Source organism: Methylomonas koyamae (assembly GCF_019669905.1).
GTDB lineage: Bacteria > Pseudomonadota > Gammaproteobacteria > Methylococcales > Methylomonadaceae > Methylomonas > Methylomonas koyamae.
This window is the reverse complement of record NZ_AP019777.1, coordinates 3,506,256-3,524,679: the sequence shown is the minus strand read 5'-3', so window position 1 is coordinate 3,524,679 and position 18,424 is coordinate 3,506,256. Positions and strand designations below refer to the sequence as shown.

General features: G+C 56.8%; 17 protein-coding genes. 8 read left to right on the top strand and 9 right to left on the bottom strand.

Features of this window, described 5'->3' with window-relative positions:
* Position 1 precedes the first annotated feature (1 nt).
* From pabC to MKFW12EY_RS15735, 7 genes are all read left to right on the top strand, one after another.
* Complete coding sequence (pabC, locus tag MKFW12EY_RS15765) at positions 2 to 841, top strand: aminodeoxychorismate lyase (RefSeq protein ID WP_054763056.1); 840 nt, start codon at positions 2 to 4, stop codon at positions 839 to 841.
* Positions 826 to 1,815: an endolytic transglycosylase MltG gene (gene mltG, locus MKFW12EY_RS15760; RefSeq protein WP_231879557.1), complete on the top strand. Its 990-nt coding sequence runs from the start codon at positions 826 to 828 to the stop codon at positions 1,813 to 1,815. Before pabC ends, mltG begins: the two co-directional genes overlap by 16 nt.
* Positions 1,812 to 2,438: a dTMP kinase gene (gene tmk, locus MKFW12EY_RS15755; RefSeq protein ID WP_054763057.1), complete on the top strand. Its 627-nt coding sequence runs from the start codon at positions 1,812 to 1,814 to the stop codon at positions 2,436 to 2,438. The genes mltG and tmk overlap by 4 nt, the downstream gene beginning before the upstream one ends.
* A complete protein-coding gene (locus MKFW12EY_RS15750) occupies positions 2,426 to 3,421 on the top strand; it encodes a DNA polymerase III subunit delta' (protein WP_054763058.1) in 996 nt (331 codons plus the stop codon). Before tmk ends, MKFW12EY_RS15750 begins: the two co-directional genes overlap by 13 nt.
* 4 nt (positions 3,422 to 3,425) lie before the next feature.
* Positions 3,426 to 3,776 (top strand): PilZ domain-containing protein, encoded by a 351-nt coding sequence (locus MKFW12EY_RS15745; RefSeq protein ID WP_054763059.1) that lies wholly within the window; start codon positions 3,426 to 3,428, stop codon positions 3,774 to 3,776.
* 46 nt (positions 3,777 to 3,822) lie between these two features.
* The gene (locus MKFW12EY_RS15740) at positions 3,823 to 4,620 is read left to right on the top strand and encodes a TatD family hydrolase (RefSeq protein WP_221053342.1); all 798 of its coding nucleotides are present in this window, start codon (positions 3,823 to 3,825) and stop codon (positions 4,618 to 4,620) included.
* A gap of 200 nt (positions 4,621 to 4,820) precedes the next feature.
* Positions 4,821 to 5,954, top strand: a complete 1,134-nt coding sequence (locus tag MKFW12EY_RS15735; protein ID WP_054763060.1) for a methyltransferase — start codon at positions 4,821 to 4,823, stop codon at positions 5,952 to 5,954.
* Between the two features lie 5 nt (positions 5,955 to 5,959).
* On the opposite strand, the gene MKFW12EY_RS15730 is transcribed toward MKFW12EY_RS15735, so the two are convergent.
* The 9 genes from MKFW12EY_RS15730 to MKFW12EY_RS15690 all read right to left on the bottom strand — a co-directional run bounded on the left by MKFW12EY_RS15730 (position 5,960) and on the right by MKFW12EY_RS15690 (position 16,865).
* A complete protein-coding gene (locus tag MKFW12EY_RS15730; protein ID WP_172680340.1) occupies positions 5,960 to 6,817 on the bottom strand; it encodes a glycosyltransferase family 2 protein in 858 nt (285 codons plus the stop codon).
* A 77-nt stretch (positions 6,818 to 6,894) separates the two neighbouring features.
* On the bottom strand, positions 6,895 to 7,662 hold the full coding sequence (gene gloB, locus MKFW12EY_RS15725; protein ID WP_054763062.1) for a hydroxyacylglutathione hydrolase: 768 nt from the start codon (positions 7,660 to 7,662) through the stop codon (positions 6,895 to 6,897).
* 98 nt (positions 7,663 to 7,760) lie between these two features.
* Positions 7,761 to 9,623 carry a 1-deoxy-D-xylulose-5-phosphate synthase gene (gene dxs, locus MKFW12EY_RS15720; protein ID WP_221053341.1) on the bottom strand — a complete coding sequence of 621 codons (1,863 nt, stop codon included), beginning with the start codon at positions 9,621 to 9,623 and terminating at the stop codon, positions 7,761 to 7,763.
* 1 nt (position 9,624) lies between these two features.
* Positions 9,625 to 11,256: a copper resistance D family protein gene (locus tag MKFW12EY_RS15715; RefSeq protein ID WP_054763205.1), complete on the bottom strand. Its 1,632-nt coding sequence runs from the start codon at positions 11,254 to 11,256 to the stop codon at positions 9,625 to 9,627.
* Positions 11,257 to 11,262: 6 nt separating this feature from the next.
* Positions 11,263 to 11,622, bottom strand: a complete 360-nt coding sequence (locus MKFW12EY_RS15710) for a copper resistance CopC family protein (RefSeq protein ID WP_054763212.1) — start codon at positions 11,620 to 11,622, stop codon at positions 11,263 to 11,265.
* Between the two features lie 10 nt (positions 11,623 to 11,632).
* Positions 11,633 to 13,018, bottom strand: coding sequence for an aspartate aminotransferase family protein (locus MKFW12EY_RS15705; protein WP_054763206.1), 1,386 nt, complete (start codon positions 13,016 to 13,018; stop codon positions 11,633 to 11,635).
* Positions 13,019 to 13,099: 81 nt separating this feature from the next.
* Positions 13,100 to 13,804, bottom strand: a complete 705-nt coding sequence (locus MKFW12EY_RS15700; protein WP_054763207.1) for a phosphorylase family protein — start codon at positions 13,802 to 13,804, stop codon at positions 13,100 to 13,102.
* 1 nt (position 13,805) lies between these two features.
* Entirely contained in the window at positions 13,806 to 15,764 is a 1,959-nt protein-coding gene (gene shc / locus MKFW12EY_RS15695) for a squalene--hopene cyclase (protein WP_054763208.1), read from the bottom strand.
* A 9-nt stretch (positions 15,765 to 15,773) separates the two neighbouring features.
* A complete protein-coding gene (locus MKFW12EY_RS15690; RefSeq protein ID WP_054763209.1) occupies positions 15,774 to 16,865 on the bottom strand; it encodes a phytoene/squalene synthase family protein in 1,092 nt (363 codons plus the stop codon).
* 436 nt (positions 16,866 to 17,301) lie between these two features.
* Between MKFW12EY_RS15690 and hpnH the strand changes: the two genes are divergently transcribed.
* Positions 17,302 to 18,405 carry an adenosyl-hopene transferase HpnH gene (gene hpnH / locus MKFW12EY_RS15685; protein WP_064023399.1) on the top strand — a complete coding sequence of 368 codons (1,104 nt, stop codon included), beginning with the start codon at positions 17,302 to 17,304 and terminating at the stop codon, positions 18,403 to 18,405.
* Positions 18,406 to 18,424: the final 19 nt, after the last annotated feature.

Below are 18,424 nucleotides of genomic sequence, written 5' to 3'. Positions count from 1 at the left end.
TATGTTTTTATTGAATGGCGAACCCGGACATTATGTCGACGTTGCCGATCGCGGCTTTCAATACGGCGACGGCCTATTCGAAACTATCGAAGTTCTGAATGGGCGGCCGCTATTTCTTGATCGCCACCTGAAACGCTTGGCCCACGGCTGCCGGCGTTTACTGATTCCGATGCCGCCGTCCGAGCTGTTGGCGGCAGAGGCTAGGCAACTGGCGCTTGAGTCCGACCGCGGCGTGCTGAAAATAATCGTTACCCGCGGCAGCGGCGGCCGGGGCTATCGCCAGCCCGAGCCAATTCAACCGACCAGGCTGCTTGGCCTGCATCCTTACCCGGACTATCCCGAGAATTTCCAAACCCAAGGTATTCGCGCCCGTTTCTGTTGGCAGCGCTTGTCGGTCAATTCCGCTCTGGCCGGGATCAAGCATTTGAATCGGCTGGAACAAATTTTGGCCAGAGCCGAATGGCGCGACGACGATATTCAGGAGGGCTTGATGCTGGATACCGAGGAACGCGTGGTCGAGGGCGTGATGAGCAACCTGTTTGCCGTCAAAGCCGGCCAGTTGTATACGCCGAGCCTGGCCGGCTGCGGCGTAGCCGGGATTATCCGCGAACTGGTGATCGGTTTTGCCCGCGATATCGGCCTGCCGGTCCATGAAATTCCGCTCGATCAAGTCGAGGTACTGGCCACCGACGAGTTGTTCGTAACCAATTCGGTGATCGGCATTTGGCCGGTCAGACGCCTGGAACAGCGCGTACTGGAAGTGGGGCCGTTAACCCGGCGCCTGCAGAGCTTGTTGAATCAGGCCCGAATGGCCGAGGCACAGCCGTGTTTCGCAGCATAGTCGCCTTCACCTTGCTGATGGTCTTCGGTCTGCTGTCGATTTGGGCCGGCATGCATTACCACATCATCGAGAAAAAACCGATTGTGATCGGCGAAACCGTCATCGAAATCAAAAAGGGCGATACGCTGGAAACGGTAATCAAAACCCTGCGTAACCAGCGGGTTATGGTAAACCGGTTTTGGTTCAAGCTGTTCGCCTACCGCAAGCATCTGGACCGCACCTTGAAGGTCGGCGAATACGTGCTGGCCAAGGGCGCCACCGCCGCCGACGTGCTGCAACAGCTTACCGAAGGCCGTACCCGCCAATATTCGATTACCTTTCCGGAAGGATGGACGTTCAAGCAGATGTTCCAGGCCATCAAGGAAAACCCGAATTTGCAACACACGCTGAGCGACAGCGAGCTGAAAGACTTGATGGCGAAGATCGGTTCCGACAAGAACCACCCGGAAGGCCTGTTCTTTCCCGATACCTATTTTTTCGAAAAAAATACCTCGGACGTGGATTTGCTGAAACGCGCGCATGACCGGATGCAGGCCGTGCTGCGCGAGGAATGGCGCAAGCGCGACCAGAACGTGCCGTTGGACGACCCTTACCAGGCGCTGATTCTGGCGTCGATTGTCGAGAAAGAAACCGGTGCCGGCGAAGAACGCCGGCAAATAGCCGGCGTGTTCGCCCGCCGTTTGAAGAAGGGCATGCTGTTGCAAACCGATCCGACTGTGATTTACGGCATGGGCGACGATTACCACGGCGACATTCGCCACAAAGATTTGCGCGAGCCGACGCCTTACAACACTTACGTGATCGAAGGCCTGCCGCCGACGCCGATCGCGATGCCCGGCAAACAGTCTATCGCCGCCGCTTTGCATCCGGACGACGGCGATGCGCTGTTTTTCGTCGCCCGCGGCAACGGCCGTCACGCCTTCTCGGCAACCCTGGCCGAGCACGAGAAATACGTGGACCGTTACCAGCGATGAAGCCGGGCCGGTTCATTACATTGGAAGGCGGCGAAGGCGTCGGCAAATCCACTAATTTGCAATTCATCCGCCAATGTTTGGCCGAACGCGATATTCCGCTGCTGGTTACCCGCGAACCGGGCGGTACGCCGATTGCCGAGAAAATCCGCGCCATTCTGTTGGAACGGAGCGACGAAGCGTTGAGCGAACAGGCCGAACTGTTGCTGGTATTCGCAGCGCGGGCCCAACATATCCGCCACGTGATCGAGCCGGCGTTGCTGCGCGGAGAATGGGTGGTTTGCGATCGATTCACCGATGCGACCTACGCCTACCAAGGTGCCGGGCGCAATATGGACCTGGCTACGATAGGCTGGCTGGAGCGGACGGTGCAAGGCGGGCTGCGCCCGGATTTGACCTTCGTCCTTGATGCACCGGTCGCGACCGGTTTGCAGCGGGCCAAATGCCGCGGCGAATTGGACCGTTTCGAAACCGAACAACTGGGTTTTTTCGAACGCATTCGGCAAAGCTATTTACACCGCGCCGCCGGCGACCCCGCGCGTTACAAAGTCATCGACGCCGCGCTGCCGTTGCCGCAAGTTCAGGCGCGTCTGCTGGCCGAGTTGGAAACGCTATGGGCGAACTGACGCTTTATCCGTGGCAACAGCAACATTGGCAGCGGCTGCGGAGCTACATTCAACAAAACAGAGTTCCGCAAGCCCTGTTATTTTCCGGGCCGGCCGGCCAGGGTCGCCGCCATCTGGCCGAATATTACGCCCGCGCCATACTCTGCCATGCCCCGCAAGACGGCGGTAATGCCTGCGGGGTTTGCTCCGCTTGCAAATTATGCGACGCCGCTACCCATCCCGACTTGATCGCGGTCGAGCCGGACGAACCCGGCAAGACCATCGGCATCGATAAAGTCAGGCAGTTGATCGTCAAACTGGCGTTGAAGCCGCAATACCATGCTTACCGGGTTGCAATTTTCCAACCGGCCGATGCAATGAACACCGCATCCGCGAATGCGTTTCTGAAATGCCTGGAAGAGCCTGGCGAGCGGACTTGTCTGCTGTTGATCAGCGAACAACCGGCCCGCCTGCCGGCGACGATACGCAGCCGCTGCCAGAAGATCGTCTGCGAAGTACCGGAACGTAACGCAGCCTTACAGTGGTTGAGCGGCGCAGGCGTGCGAGAACAGGCCGAGTTGCTGCTGGATTTGGCCGGGGGCGCGCCGCTATTGGCCAAACGATACGCCGAAACCGGGATAGTCCCGCTGCGGCAAGAATATTTTCGGGCTTGGCTGCAAATTGCCGAGGGCAAGGCCGACTGGTTGGCCGTCGCCGAGCGCTGGCAGAAACAGGAACATCTCGATTTAGGGGTGGTGTTGGCCTGGATGGCCGGTTGGCTGGCCGATATCGTCAAATGCCGGCATCGGGCCGATTCGGCGCATTTGGCCAATCCCGATCTGAAAAACAGCTTGCAAGGCTTTGCCGAGCGGCTAGAATTGCCCGGAGTTTACCGATTCTACGACCGCGTGTTAACCGCGAAAGCGCAGTTGGCCACGCAACTGAATCAGCAACTGATGCTAGAACAACTGTTAATCGACTGGTCTCAACTCAACGCACACTGACATTATGGCGGAAGCAGCTCCTCGGCAGGGCATCCTGTCTCTTTCGATCAAGGACAAAAACGCGCTTTACGCGGCCTACATGCCGTTCGTCAAAAACGGCGGTCTGTTCATTCCGACCAAACGCGAGTACGAAATGGGCGAGGAAGTGTTCATGTTGTTGAATTTGATGGAAGAGACCGAACGCTTACCGATTGCCGGAAAAATTATCTGGAAAACGCCGAACGGCGCCGAAGGTTACCGCTCTGCGGGTATCGGCGTGCAGTTCAGCGATCAGGACGGCGGGGCGGCGCGCAATAAAATCGAAACCTATCTGGCCGGCGCGCTGGAGTCGGACCGCTCCACCCATACCATGTAACCCGTACCGGGCACATTCCGCTCGGCGCTACCGTTTCCCAAGCTTCATGTTCATAGATTCCCATTGCCATCTCGATCGCATCGATTTGGCACCTTATGCCAACGATTTCAACGTTTTTGTCGGTGCGGCCCGGGCCGCTGGCGTCGAGCACATGCTGTGCATTGCCATCGATATGGAATCCTACCCGGCGATGCTGGCGCAAACGGCGCCTTATCCGGACATCTCGTTGTCGGTGGGCGTGCATCCGAATGTCAGCGACGGCCGCGAACCGACTCTCGACGAATTGCTGGAATTGGCGGCGAACGCCAAGGTCATTGCCATCGGCGAAACCGGCTTGGATTATTTTCATAGCCAAGGCGATCTGGAATGGCAGTTTCAGCGTTTCCGCAACCATATCGCCGTGGCCAAGCAGTTGCACAAGCCCTTGATCATTCATACTCGGGATGCCGGGCAGGATGCTTTGGATGTGTTGCAGGCGGAAGGCGCCGATACGGTAGGCGGCGTGATTCACTGCTTTACCGAGGATTGGGCCTACGCGCAACGGGCGATCGATTTGAATTTTTACGTCTCGTTCTCCGGGATCGTCACCTTCAAAAACGCCGAAGCGATTAAGGACGTGGCGCGGAGAATCCCCGCCGACCGCTTTCTGATCGAAACCGATTCGCCTTATTTGGCTCCGGTGCCTTACCGCGGCAAACCCAACTACCCGATTTACGTGCGCCATGTCGCCGAGCATATTGCCGAATTGCGCGGCAGCTCGGTCGAAGCGGTGGCGGCGCAATCCAGCGAAAATTTTTATCGGCTGTTCGGACTCGATGCCGGCCGCCGCAATTTGGCCGCCTAAAAAAATGCGGTAGTGCCGGAACCGGCGCTACCGCACAAAGAGGTGGGGTATAACTCTCATTTCCCGAAGGACGCATACAAGAGTTGCTGTCAGTGTACTGAAGCATTCTAACGTTGAAAATGTGGCAATTTGCCGCGTGACAATTTGTCGCTGACTTCGGTCGTAGCTCTACATCTCCCATTTTCCGGACTTAACCAGCGATGGAACAGGAATTCAGCGTCCCGCAGGGCCGTTTTCGACTAACGCGCCAACCCCACCGAAAAAACGAGTTGTTGCAGGCCTGGGATGCGGCCGACGACTATTTGCTGCATCATCTGGCCGAGCAGGAAGCGCTTGCCGGTAAGAATATCGCCATCCTCAACGATAGCTTCGGGGCGCTGGCAGTGGCGTTGAGCGAATTTCGGCCGACGGCCATTTCCGACTCCTGGTTGTCGCAGCAGGCGACGCGCGAAAATTTGGCCGCGAACGCGGTAGCAGCCGACCGGGTGCTGCTGTTGGACAGTTTGTCGTTGCCGTCGGCTCCGATCGATCGGTTGCTTATCAAGGTTCCGAAGACTTTGGCTTTGCTGGAATACCAATTACACCGGCTTCGGCCCTTGCTGCAGCCGGATTGCCGCATCGTTGCGGCGGGCATGGTCAAAACCTTGCCGGCCAATGCCTGGAAACTGCTGGAGCGGCTGGTCGGCCCGACCGTGCCGTCGCTGGCCAGAAAAAAGGCCCGGCTGATTTTCGCCGGTTTCGATCCCAACATCCGGCTGCCGCCGAATCCATACCCTACGTATTACCGCTTGACGGCGGAACAGCCGCCGATTTGCAATCATGCCAATGTGTTTTCTCGGGAAAGCCTGGATATCGGCGCCCGCTTTCTATTGCAACATTTACCGGAATCGGCTTTATATCGGGATTTTATCGATTTGGGGTGCGGCAACGGCGTGATCGGGTTACGCCTCGCCGAACTGAATCCGGACGCGAATATCGTGTTTGTCGACGAATCGTTCATGGCAATCGCATCGGCAACGGAAAATTTTCGCAGCCGGTTCGGGGATTCGGCGCAGGCTAAGTTCGTGGTCGGCGATTGTCTAACCGGCTTTGCGCCGGCCAGTGCCGACTGCATTGTCTGCAATCCGCCGTTTCATCAACAACACGCGATCGGCGATCATATTGCCTGGCGCATGTTCCAACAGGCGCATGCGGTGTTACGGCCCGGCGGCGAGTTGCGAGTGATCGGTAACCGCCATCTGAATTACCATATCACGCTGAAAAAACTGTTCGGCCGCTGCCGGCAACTGGCGGCTAATGCCAAGTTTGCCATTTTCAGTTGCGAAAAGGCTTGATCCGGCTATTCGATGTTTTTGTAATGCAGCGACGAGATTTGTTCCGAGACGATGCCGATCAGGAACGTCACGATGGCGGAAAGGAATAGTACGGCGCTCATATTGGTGAAGCGGGCTTCGGTCAGATAGGTGTAGGCGTAATATCCCATGCCGAGGCTAAAAATCGAGGCGCTGATCGGCAGAAACAGCCGCATCGGCGAAAATAGTACGCCGATGCGCAGAATAATGATAAAGAAGCGCAAGCCGTCTTGCAGCAGGCGGATGTGGCTCTTGCCGCTGCGTTTCCCGGCGTGGATCGGGACGTAGGCCACCGGAAATCCGGAACGGAAAAAGGCCATGGTACTGGTGGTCGGATAGGAAAATCCGTTGGGCAGCAGGTAAAGAAATTTGCGGAATTTGTCGGCGCGCGCAGCACGGAAGCCGGAGGTCAAGTCTTCGATTCGATGGCCGGTCATCAACGACGCCAGTTTGTTGTAAAACTTGTTGGCAATGCGCCTGAACCACGAAGCGTGGCTACGCGCATTTCTGGCGCCGACCGCCATATCGTAGCCTTCGTGTAATTTTGCCAATAACTGGGCGATGTCTTGCGGGTCGTGCTGGCCGTCGGCGTCCATGAACACCAGAATTTCGCCTTTGGCTTGTCTGGCCCCGGTCTTGATCGAGGCGCCGTTACCCATGCAATACGGGTGGCGAACGACCCTGACGCCGGCGTTGCCGGCAATGGCGGCGGTATCGTCGCTGGAGCCGTCGTCGACCAGTAAAATTTCGGCTTGCGGATACAACTCCAGTAATTTCGGCAGAAAAACCGGCAGGTTTGCCGCTTCATTTTTGGCGGGCAGGACAATACTCAGCGACTCAGGCATCTTCATCGAGCGGTCAATTAACGGTGGAAAGCGCCGTTCAGTTTAGCAGACTTAGCCGGTATCACCTGGTATCGGCTTTAGCGGAACCCATCCTTAAGTTTGCGTATCGCGGCAAACACGGCCAACGGCGACGCCTCGGCCAAGGCCAGGTTTTGCCGGATTTCCGGGCTGTGCTCGCGGAAAAAAGGATTGGTCGCCAATTCCTGGCCGATAGTGGTGGGCAGGGTGGGAGCGTTGCTGCGCCGGAGTTGGCAGACGTCGGCGTAACGCTGCTGCAATAGCGGATTGCCGGGTTCCAGCGTCAGCGCGAAGCGGGCGTTGGCTTCGGTATATTCGTGCGCGCAGTAGACCTTGGTGGCGGCCGGGAGTGTCTTCAGTTTTTGCAGCGAATGCCACATCTGTTCGGTGCTGCCTTCGAATAGGCGGCCGCAGCCCAACGAAAACAAAGTATCGCCGCAAAACAAGGCGCTACTGCCGGCACTGTAGTAGACGATATGGCCGACGGTGTGGCCCGGCGTATCCGTGGCCACCAGTTCTTCTGCGCCGAGTGCTATCCGGTCTCCGTCGCCAAGCGCGATGTCAATACCCGGAATTCTGCTGCGGTCGGCCTTGGCGCCGACGATTTTACAGCCGGTCGCGGCTTTGAGTTCGAGATTGGCGCCGATATGATCGCTGTGGTGGTGGGTGTTGAAAATGTAGTTCAATCCAAAACCGCACCGTTGCAAGGCGGCTATAACCGGCGCTGCCGCAGCCGGGTCGACCACCGCGGTCAGCCCGCTATCGGGTTCGTGCAGCAGGTAAATATAGTTGTCGGTTAACGCCGGAATGATGCTGATTTCTAACATAACTCAGTGGCCTTAACTATCGTCAGTTACGATCTCTGCTGCCTCCGTCGTGGAGGGCTGATACAAGAATTAAAAATAACCTGCCAGAAAGATCTGGCCTATGCGCAGAACGCTTCAATCTGTTGCATTATGCCCTTGGCATCGAGTGCGACCAAGCTGAGCAGTTCCTCGCGAGAACCTTGCTCGACGAAGCGGTCGGGCAGGCCGATATTCAACACCGGCATCAGAATCTTCTGTTGTTGCAAGAATTGCAATACCGCACTGCCGACGCCGCCGGCCAACACGTTTTCCTCGACCGTGACGAACACGTCGTGGGTCTTGGCCAATTGCAGGATCAAGTCTTCATCGATCGGTTTGACGAAACGCATGTTGGCGACGGTGGCGCCCAGTTGCTTGCCGGCTTCGCTGGCCGGTGCGACCATGCTGCCCCAAGCCAGAATCGCAATCCGCCCGCCCTGGTGGCGAATCTCGCCCTTGCCGATTTCCAGTTCGGTTAACGCAGGATCGATCGCCGCACCGGGACCCTTGCCGCGCGGATAGCGCACCGAGGCCGGGCCGTTATGCTTGAAACCGGTGGTCAGCATCTGCCGGCACTCGTTCTCGTCGGCCGGCGCCATCACCAGCATATTCGGAATGCAGCGCATATAACTGTAATCGAACGCCCCGGCATGGGTCGGGCCGTCCGGACCGACCAGACCGGCTCTATCCAACGCAAACAGCACATCCAGATTCTGCAAAGCCACGTCGTGAATCAACTGGTCGTAACCGCGTTGCAAAAAGGTCGAATAAATCGCCACCACCGGCTTGGCGCCTTGGCAAGCCTGGCCGGCCGCCAAGGTCACCGCGTGCTGTTCGGCAATCGCCACGTCGAAATAACGTTTCGGAAACTTTTGCGAAAACTCGACCAGTCCCGAACCTTCGCGCATCGCCGGCGTAATACCCAACAGCCGCTCGTCTTGTGCCGCCATGTCGCACAGCCAACGCCCGAACACCTCGGTATAAGTCGGATGCGGCGACGGCGCCGCCTTGGGCAAAAAATCCTTGGTCGGATCGAAGGCCGGTACGCCGTGGTAAGCCAAAGGATCTTTCTCGGCCGGGGCGTAGCCCTTACCCTTCTTGGTCACCACATGCAGGAACACCGGCCCGGTCAAATCCTTCAGATTCTCCAGCGTCGATACCAACATCTCCAGATCGTGACCGTCGATCGGTCCGAAATAATTAAAGCCCAACTCCTCGAACAAGGTGCCCGGCACGATCATGCCTTTCACATGTTCTTCCGCCTTGCGCGCCAATTCCCAGACGCTGGGCATGCTGGACAAGGCCTTCTTGCTTTCCTTCTTGACCGACGAATAAAACTTGCTCGATAAAATCTTGGTCAGATAATTATTCATCGCCCCGACCGGCGGCGAAATCGACATCTCGTTGTCGTTCAAAATCACCAACAGATTGGCATTGACATCGCCGGCATGGTTCATCGCCTCGAAGGCCATACCGCCGGTAATCGAACCGTCGCCGATGATCGCCACCATCTTCTTGTCCTCGCCGCGCAACTGCGAAGCGATGGCCATACCCAGTGCCGCACTGATCGACGTCGACGAATGGCCGACGCCAAAGGCGTCGTACTCGCTCTCCTCGCGCGACGGAAACGCCGACACCCCACCGAGGGTGCGGATCGTCGTCATCCTATCCTTGCGCCCGGTCAGAATCTTATGCGGATAGGCCTGATGGCCGACATCCCACACCAACTGGTCTACCGGCGTATCGAACACATAATGCAGCGCCACGGTCAATTCCACCGTGCCCAAGCCGGCGGCGAAATGGCCGCCGGAGATACTGACCGTGTGGGTCAAATACGAACGCACCTCGTCGGCCAACTGCGGCAGTTGCTCTTTCTTCAGAGCACGGATGTCGGTCGGGCCGGCAATGGTGTTCAGCAGAGGAAATTCTTGAGTCTGTTTCATATCAGTACAGGGGTTCGCGGTAGAACATCAGAATCACGCCGATTTGGAACAAGGCGAAAACCGAGATAAAGCCGGCAACATTCTTGCCGGGAGCGTCCAGCTTCAGCTCCAGCCAACGGCCGCAGGCCAGAATCAACGCAAACACGCCCATCAGGGTGTGGCCGACTTGAATCAGGAACGCGGTTTTAGCTTCGAAGCCTACGTGCGAGTGCGCCAGCAGCATCATGCCGCCGAAGGCCGACATCAGCGGGAACAAATAGGGCAGGATGCCGGGATCGGCTTTGACGCGGGCGCGGGTCTCGTATAAGCCCAGCATGAAAACCAAAAACGTGGCGATGCGGTGTTGAAGAATTTCGCCGTTGTTGAAGGTGCTGTCCCAAAAGCCGATCGGACCCAACGGCCAGCTCTCGGCGTCGGAACGGAAAAACAGGAAGATGCCGAGTCCCATGAAACCGACCGGCCAGTAACGCGCCCAACGGTGAAAGCGTTCCGAGTAGGACAGCATCGCGAAGAAGCTCATCACGGTCAGGAAGATGCCCGAGATGTTATGGTTGTAATCCGACCAGGCGGTGGCGGCTTCCGAAGGCACTTGGCCGACGATGGCAACGCGGCCGGCTTCCCCGGCAATCAAGGCTTCATGGGTCGGCGATTCCCAACGCGGAATGCGCGGATGAAACATGTTCAACACTTCTTCCCAAGTCGCGGTCAGGTGCGGAATATCGACCGAGGGCGGTTGCGAGGCCAAACTTGCTGCAGTGAATAGTATGGTCAGCAGAATCAGCGTTTCCGCTTCGATATAGTAAGGGACTCGTGCCGTCAACGCATACAGACTGCGGCTGGCAAAATATTCTTCTACCGCTTGCCGGTTTATCCAGGCAAAACCCAAGGCCAGGCCCATCATCATGATTTTGACCATCAACAGGTTGCCGTAGCCGGCGCCGATGAAGCCTTGGAAGGTGCGGATGTAGTACCAGGCCAACGGCGTACCCGTCACCAGCAACAACGCGACCGCGACAATACCCAGGGCCGAGAATCGCTTAAGCAGCAACGGCCAGAGTTCTTCGGCAATCGCATTTTGTTTTTTCAAACCCCACAGCGCCAGAATTTGGAAAATGCCGCCGACCCAGGCCGCCGCGGCGATCTGGTGGCTGACGGTCAATGCCATCAGCAGTCCGCGATCTTCCAGACGGCTGGCGCCGTGCACCAACCAGGCTGCGGCCATGACCAGCGGGACCACAATGGCCGTAGCGACCAGCCAATGCGTTTTCGAGCGCAGATTGGCTTTCAGCGCTTGTTTGATGAATAAAAACAAGGCAAAAGCGAATGTGGCGCGTGCCAAGCCGGCATTGAACTGCACCGTATTGAAAAACGCCGGAAACGGCGATTTGCCCAATGTCACGGCCATTAACCAGATTTTCAGGCCGATTTTCGACAGTTGGGTAATGACCAGCGCCTTGCTGCCGAAATGGATCAGGTTGACGGTTTTTTCCAGCAAGGCGCTGTTGTAGTTGGCATTTTCATCCCACGGCCGCAGGACGAACAAGCCCCACAGCAAACCGCCGATGGCGATCGAGTAAAACGTCAGATCGACGCCGCCGATCAGCGAGTCGAGATAATTGGCTATACCTTCCATATCCGGTTATTTGGGTTCTTTGACGAAAAAGCGCAACAGGTCTTCGCTGAGATGGCCGTCTGCGGCGAAAATTTTTAATTTGATGGCGTATTCGCCCGGCGCCAAAGCCGGTAAATCCAACAATACCTGGCCGGGTTTAGCGCCCGGCGAAGCGGCGACCGGCTTCATCACGTCGCCGGCGCTGACCAGAAACACTTCGGACAAGTCCAACTCGACTTTGGAGTTGAACGATAACTCGACCTGGCTGGCCTGGTTGACCGGCACCGGTTTCAGTTTCAGCGAGTTGTGGGTGACGACGGCGTGGCCGAAGGCGGTCTGGCTGGCGGCCAGGGTCAACACCAATAAGATCCGGGGTACAAAACGCATGCTCATCTCCTTATTTTTTGTTTTTCAAAGCGTGTCCGGCCAGGTTTTTGCCCAGCGTCCAAATCGAACCGGTGACGTTATGGGTGTCGGCGATGGTTTTCTCGACCGAGCCGACGATCCAGTCGCGGTCTTTTTCGGTCAGGATCAGCGGCGGTAGGAATTTGACGACGTTCATGCCGTGGCCGGCGACTTGCGCCAACACCCGGTGCTCCTTGAACAGCGGAATCAGAATCATCTGGCAGAACAGGCCTTTGTTGGCCGCTTCCAGCATGGCCCAGGCGGCTTTTAGCCCTAAGCTTTTCGGGGCGTGGAATTCGATTGCGATCATCGAACCTTTGCCGCGCGCTTCTTTCAGGAATTCGTATTTCGGAGCCATCGCGTTGATGGTAGCAATAATGTCATCGCCGATTTTGGCGCTGTTTTCGACCAGCTTTTCCGAGTGTACGACGTGTAAGCTGGCCAGACCGGCGGCCATCGCCATGTTGTTCTTGGAGAAGGTCGAGCCGTGCACGACGGCGCGGTCCATCCGGTTGAACACGGTATCCATGATTTTGCTGGTCATCGCCACGCCGCCGACCGGCACGAAGCCGCCTGACAGGGCTTTTGCCATCAAAATCATATCGGGCTTGACGCCCCAGTGTTCGATGGCCCAGAACTTGCCCGTACGGCCGATACCGGTCTGGATCTCGTCGGCGACGAACAGCGTGCCGTATTTTTTACATAGGCGTTCGACTTCCGGCAGGTAGTTGTCGTCGGGGACGTTGACGCCCTTGCCTTGAATCGGTTCGACGATGAAGGCGGCGACGTCATTGCCGCTCAGCGCTTTTTCCAAGGCTTCGAGATCGTTGAACGGCACCGAGCCGGTGTCCGGCAACAAGGGGCCGAAGCCTTCGCGGAAGATATGCTCGCCGGTCAACGACAGCGCTCCCATCGTCAAGCCGTGGTAGCTGTGTTCGCAATGCAGAATTCGCGGTCGTTTGGTGGTGTAGCGGGCGAATTTAATCGCCGCTTCCACCGCTTCGGTACCGGAATTGCAGAAAAACATCTTTTCCAGATTGTCAGGGCAGGTGGCCAGAATTTCCTTGGCCAGCAAGCCGCTCAACAGCGACACATCCATTTGCACCAGATTCGGCAATTCCATGGTCAGCGTTTCCTGTAGGGCGCTGACGATGGTCGGATGGTTGCGGCCCATCGCGAATACGCCGAAACCGCTCAATAGATCGAGGTATTCGTTGCCGTCTTCGTCGTATAGGTATTGGCCGATAGCTTTTTTATAATTGCGGTCGTAACCGATAGTCCGCAAAACCCGCACCATCTGGTTGTTCAGATAGTGTTCGTGCAGTTCGAATTTTTCCGCGAAATGTTGGTTAAAAAGTTCGGCAATGCTAAAGGACATGTAATACCTCGTAGTTGGTTAACGCCAGGCCGGTGTCGAACAGGTTCGCCGCTTTCCACCGCGTGGCGTTGGAGTCTGATGCTAAATCCGAGTAATTTCGTTGATGAACCGGGCGGCGGTCTTCAGGCTGGTTTGCGCCGCGCGAAAATGTATGCCTAAGCGGATCAAACCGCCGAGTTGCCAAGGGTGGGCCAATAGAAATGCAAGCAGGCGGCCCAATTGCACTTGGCCGTCGGCGTCCAGCGCATGAACCACTGCTTCCGGCAGGCTCATCTCGGCCGGGTCGGCAATAGCGCGGACCACTAAAAACGGCAACTGGGCATTCGCGGCGGTTCGGCCGACCGCCGCGCTTTCCATGTCGAGGGCGACGGCGCCGGTCTGTTCGAACAATTGCCGCTTTTCCTCGTGTTGCCCGACGATCCGGCCGCTTTCCAGTAAAGTGCCGGAGCCGACGGCTTGGTGGTCCGCCAGCAGGTTTGCCAAACGTTGCCGCCAAGACGGATCGGTAGCCAAACTATGCCGATCCTGGGTGAGGACGTATTCCGGCAAGACCAAATCCCCCGGTCGCCGATCTTGAGCCAATGCCGCGGCGCAGCCCCAGCTGATTAGCCGATTCGCACCCCGGTCGATTAACCCGGCGGCGGCTTTTTCGGCGTTGGCCGGGCCGGCGCCGGAGTAACTCAGCAGTACGCCGCCACCGATGGCATGGCACTCGCCCGGCGCGAATTTGCGCTTGGTCAGCGTGCTAAGCTCTTCGGGTAGGGCGACGACGATTCCGCAACTCACGTTAGTGCTTGCTCAGCTCGTTACGGTATCTGGCCAGCGCCCACAACGGAAAGAATTTGTCGTAGCCGTGGTATTTCAAATAGAACACGCGCGGGAAACCCGGTGCGGTGAAGCAAGGGTCGTTCCAGACGCCGTCGGCTTGCTGGCTGCGCAACAGAAACTCGATGCCGGCCTTGACTTCCTTGCTGTGCACTTCGCCGGCCGCAATCAGGCCCAATATTGCCCACGCGGTTTGAAAGGCGGTGCTGAAGTGGTAACGACCACGGTATTTGACGTCGTCGTGGTAGCTCAGATTGTCCTCGCCCCAGCCGCCGTCTTCGCGTTGCACGCTTTTCAGCCACGCGGCCGCTTTAACGTACATCGGATCGGTTTTTGGCAGGTCGGTTTGCTCCAGGCCCAGCAATGCGGACCAGGTGCCGTAGATGAAGTTGGTGCCCCAACGGCCGAACCAGGAGCCGTCGGCTTCCTGTTCGCTGCGAATGTAATCGATGGTGCGTTGCAGGGCCGGGCGGTATTCGTCGTGGCCTTTGGCGACGCGGGCCATCAGCATCGCGCAACGGGCGCTGACGTCGACGGTCGGGGGGTCGAGCAGCGCGCCGTGGTCGGCGAACGGAATTTCGTTCAGGTAGTAATAAGTGTTGTCGACATCGAACGCACCGTAGCCGCCGTTCTTGGATTGCATGCCGACGATCCAGCGGGTGGCGCGATGAATCGATTCATCCAGGCCGTCTTGCTCGGATTCTGCCATCGCGAAACCGACGATCGCGGTATCGTCGACATCCGGATAATGCGGATTGGCAAATTGGAAGGCCCAGCCGCCGCCGGCCAGATCGGGTTTGCTGACGCGCCAGTCGCCGGGTTCGTCGGATAATTGCACACTTTTCAGCCAGTCGTTGGCTTTCTCCAGGTGGCCGGCGTTACCGTGTTTGTCGGCTTCGATCAATGCCATGCTCGCCAATGCCGTGTCCCAAACCGGCGACAGACAGGGTTGGCAATAGGCGTAGTCGTCCTTGACGACCAGCAATTTGTCGATGGCCCTGCGGGAGATCGCGACGTTGGGATGATCCTCCGGGAAACCCAGCAGCAGCATGGCTTGGTAGGCGTTGACCATCGCCGGAAAAATACCGCCCAAGCCGTCTTCGCCGTTCAGGCGCTCGGTAAACCACGACACGGCTTTGTCGATGGCGCGTTTGCGCATGCTCTTGGGGATCAGCGGTTCGGCCACGCGGCCCAGCTTATCCAGCGCCAGAAAGCATTTGTTTAAGAAGGTGCGTTCCGGGAAGTAGTGTTTTTCTTCGTCCGGATGTACGACGAACAATTCCAGAATGTCGACATTATGCGGATTCTTGGCTTTGGCTTTCAGCGTGCACAGGATGAACAACGGCACCATTACGGTACGCGACCAATAAGACACTTTGTCCAGGTGGAAAGGAAACCACTTGGGCAACAGCATGATTTCCACCGGAATGTAAGGCACGCCGCGCCAGGGTAGTTGGTCGAAGATCGCCAGCGCGATTCGGGTAAAGACGTTGGCGCGCGCCGCACCGCCCTGACTCAAAATCCAGTCGCGCAGTTTTTTCATATGTGGCGCGTCGACGGCATCGCCGGCCATTTTTAATGCGTAATAGGCTTTGACGCTACCGCTGATGTCGCCGGGGCCTCCGGTGAACAGCGGATAACTGCCGTCCTCGGATTGGCGGCTGCGCAGATAAACGGCTATCTTGGCCTGGAGCTCTTCGTTAATGTCGTCCAGGTAATGCATCATCATGATGTATTCGGACGGGATAGTGCAGTCGGCTTCCAGTTCGAATACCCAATAGCCGGCCGGATGCTGCAGGCTGAGCAGTTTCGCCTGCGCCCGGTCGATGGCGGCTTGGATTTTGCCCGGGCTGATGGCAGCCGCCGAGCTGTGGTGGGAAAAGTCGTGATTGCTGGTCTCTACAGGGGCTTCAGTAAACATGGCGATTCCTTATGGTCCAGTGTGAGATACGGGTGAATACTGCCAGTCAGGGGTTTTTAGGCCGCTGCTGGTGAGATTGAAAAGCAGTGACAACAGCCAGTTGCTGCGTGCCGATAATTTGCTGGCGATAATCGTGGCCTTGACGCTGTTGCGGCTGATCTTGACCTGGTTGGATTCGTTGAAATCCAGATGTTGTTTGATTTTTTTCAAGGTCAACACCGCCATGCCCAGTGCCCACAGGCAGAAATTGCGGATGCCAGTTTCATGGCTGGGCAGCAACTGGGTGTAGGTCAGCGCGTTTTGCAAGTGGCCGTGAGCGATGCCGATCAAGCGTTCCAGGCCTTTGCGGAAGCGTTCGTCGTTGGTGGTCGGCGTCAGATCGGCCAAATCGAAGCCGGTTTCGTCGAAAATATCTTGCGGCAGCCAGCATACGCCGCGTTTGGCGTCGTCCCAGATGTCTTTCAGAATGTTGGTCATCTGCAAACCCTGGCCGAACGATACCGATAACTTCAACAGTTCTTCGCGGTGCGCGGCTATTTCCGGCGAGTAATGGCAGAACAGTTTGGCCAGCATTTCGCCGACGCATCCGGCCACGTAATAGCAGTAGTCGTCCATGTCCTTCATCGTTTTCAGGCCGGCGTGCAGGTCCAGGGCCTGGTATACCGGCATGCCGCGGGCCATGGTTTCCACGCAGCAAGCCAGGGCTTCGATTTGCGGGGCCGACAGGCTATGAGTGATGGCAATGACGCGGGGAATTAGGCGTATCAGGCTGTGCTCGGCCGGAATGGTTTGCGCGGACAGTAATGGCGCCAATTCGTCGGCAAATGCATCAGCGCCGCGGCCGGTTTTGACGATTTCGATAAAGCTGTCGCAAAAGCGCTTTTTCTGCGGCGGGCTGAGGGAAACCTCGTCTTCGATAGTGTCGACAATTCGGCACAGCAGGTAGGCATTGGCCACGGCCGGGTACAGCGCTTCCGGCAGTTGCGGAATGGTCAACGCAAACGTACGCGAAACGCCTTCGAGCAGCACGGCTTGAAGTTCGTGGTCGGATAGCTGTTTCAGCGATTCCGGGTTGTCGATGGGTGATTGAAATCCGTTCATTTACTTTTTGGTCTAACTATCGGTAGCGGCAATGATAGACTGTTTGTTGGGGTTTTGCAAAGTGATGTTGCGTTAAGGCAAATTTGCCGGAAGCGGTGTTGGTTTTTCCGATTTTAATTCTGGGTTTTTGTGCTTTTGTTATGATTTAAAAAGGAAATTTTTTGATATTCGGTGCTGGGTCGGTTGGCGTTTAAGCGGTCGAAATTGTGGTTTTGCGACGGGCTGCCGCAGCATGTTGTTGTTTTTTGCGTATTTCGACTGGAGTGTCGGGTAAAAAAGTAGTATTCTTACCACATCTAGTTGTGCGCCCGCTGGTTTGCTTGGGCCGAAGGTTGTTGGCCGGGGCGCGCTCGCGATAGTCATGGCTCGAGTGCTGTTGTTTTTATGTAACAGCCGGCGGAGCTGAAGGTCTTGATAGTTTTTGGAGAATAATGCCGTGAGTGTTCCTTTACGTCAGCAATTGGCTGTGGGTAGTTATCTGATCAAGCAAAAAATCAAAGGGGTAAAAAAGTATCCCTTGGTTCTGATGCTGGAGCCTTTGTTCAGATGTAATCTGGCTTGCGCCGGTTGCGGTAAGATCGATTATCCCGACGACATTTTGGATAAGCGCCTGTCCGTTCAGGAGTGCCTGGATGCCGTCGACGAGTGCGGCGCGCCTATGGTCTCGATTCCGGGCGGAGAGCCTTTGATCCATAAAGAGATGCCGCAAATCGTCGAGGGCATCGTTGCCAGAAAGAAATTCGTCTATTTGTGCACCAACGCATTATTGTTGAGAAAGCGCATCAACGATTACAAACCGTCGCCTTATCTGACGTTCTCGGTGCATTTGGACGGCTTGAAAAACCGCCATGACGCATCCGTCTGCCAGGACGGTGTGTTCGATATTGCGGTGGAAGCGATCAAATTGGCTTTGAGCAAAGGTTTTCGCGTGACGATCAACTGCACGCTGTTTCAGGGCGAAACGCCGGAAGAGGTTGCGGAGTTTCTGGATTATGCGATGGAACTCGGCGTGGAAGGCGTAACCATCGCTCCGGGCTTTAGCTACGAGAGGGCGCCGCGCCAAGATGTATTCATTAAAGGCTTGGAAGTCAAAAACTTATTCCGCGACATATTCAAGATCGGTAAAACCCGCAAGTGGAAGCTGAACCACTCCTCGCTTTACCTGGATTTTCTGGCCGGTAACCAAAACTACGACTGCACGCCGTGGGGCAATCCGACCCGTAACGTATTCGGTTGGCAGAAACCTTGCTATTTGTTGGCCGACGAAGGTAACGCCTCATCCTTCCAAGAGTTGTTGGACTCTACGCCGTGGGATAAATACGGTACCGTCAAGAATCCCAAATGCGCGAATTGCATGGCTCATTGCGGTTATGAAGCGACTGCGGTGGAGGATACTTTGGCCAATCCGCTGAAGGCTTTACTGGCTAAAATTCGCGGGCCGAAAACGTCCGGAGACATGCTGCCGGAAAAACAGCCCGAGTTCGTGATGACCTACAAAAAAAGCTCGATTTCGGAAATCCCGGTCAAAGTCGAGTCTTAAAATGGCCGCTCTTAATATG

What these genes read in the sequence shown, in the direction of transcription:
- MKFW12EY_RS15705 (WP_054763206.1), bottom strand. Translation starts at nt 13,018, where the DNA reads ATGTCCTTTAGCATTGCCGAACTTTTTAACCAACATTTCGCGGAAAAA.
- pabC (WP_054763056.1), top strand. Translation starts at nt 2, where the DNA reads ATGTTTTTATTGAATGGCGAACCCGGACATTATGTCGACGTTGCCGAT.
- shc (WP_054763208.1), bottom strand. Translation starts at nt 15,764, where the DNA reads ATGTTTACTGAAGCCCCTGTAGAGACCAGCAATCACGACTTTTCCCAC.
- MKFW12EY_RS15745 (WP_054763059.1), top strand. Translation starts at nt 3,426, where the DNA reads ATGGCGGAAGCAGCTCCTCGGCAGGGCATCCTGTCTCTTTCGATCAAG.
- MKFW12EY_RS15715 (WP_054763205.1), bottom strand. Translation starts at nt 11,256, where the DNA reads ATGGAAGGTATAGCCAATTATCTCGACTCGCTGATCGGCGGCGTCGAT.
- dxs (WP_221053341.1), bottom strand. Translation starts at nt 9,623, where the DNA reads ATGAAACAGACTCAAGAATTTCCTCTGCTGAACACCATTGCCGGCCCG.
- MKFW12EY_RS15730 (WP_172680340.1), bottom strand. Translation starts at nt 6,817, where the DNA reads ATGCCTGAGTCGCTGAGTATTGTCCTGCCCGCCAAAAATGAAGCGGCA.
- gloB (WP_054763062.1), bottom strand. Translation starts at nt 7,662, where the DNA reads ATGTTAGAAATCAGCATCATTCCGGCGTTAACCGACAACTATATTTAC.
- MKFW12EY_RS15750 (WP_054763058.1), top strand. Translation starts at nt 2,426, where the DNA reads ATGGGCGAACTGACGCTTTATCCGTGGCAACAGCAACATTGGCAGCGG.
- MKFW12EY_RS15710 (WP_054763212.1), bottom strand. Translation starts at nt 11,622, where the DNA reads ATGCGTTTTGTACCCCGGATCTTATTGGTGTTGACCCTGGCCGCCAGC.
- MKFW12EY_RS15740 (WP_221053342.1), top strand. Translation starts at nt 3,823, where the DNA reads ATGTTCATAGATTCCCATTGCCATCTCGATCGCATCGATTTGGCACCT.
- tmk (WP_054763057.1), top strand. Translation starts at nt 1,812, where the DNA reads ATGAAGCCGGGCCGGTTCATTACATTGGAAGGCGGCGAAGGCGTCGGC.
- MKFW12EY_RS15690 (WP_054763209.1), bottom strand. Translation starts at nt 16,865, where the DNA reads ATGAACGGATTTCAATCACCCATCGACAACCCGGAATCGCTGAAACAG.
- MKFW12EY_RS15735 (WP_054763060.1), top strand. Translation starts at nt 4,821, where the DNA reads ATGGAACAGGAATTCAGCGTCCCGCAGGGCCGTTTTCGACTAACGCGC.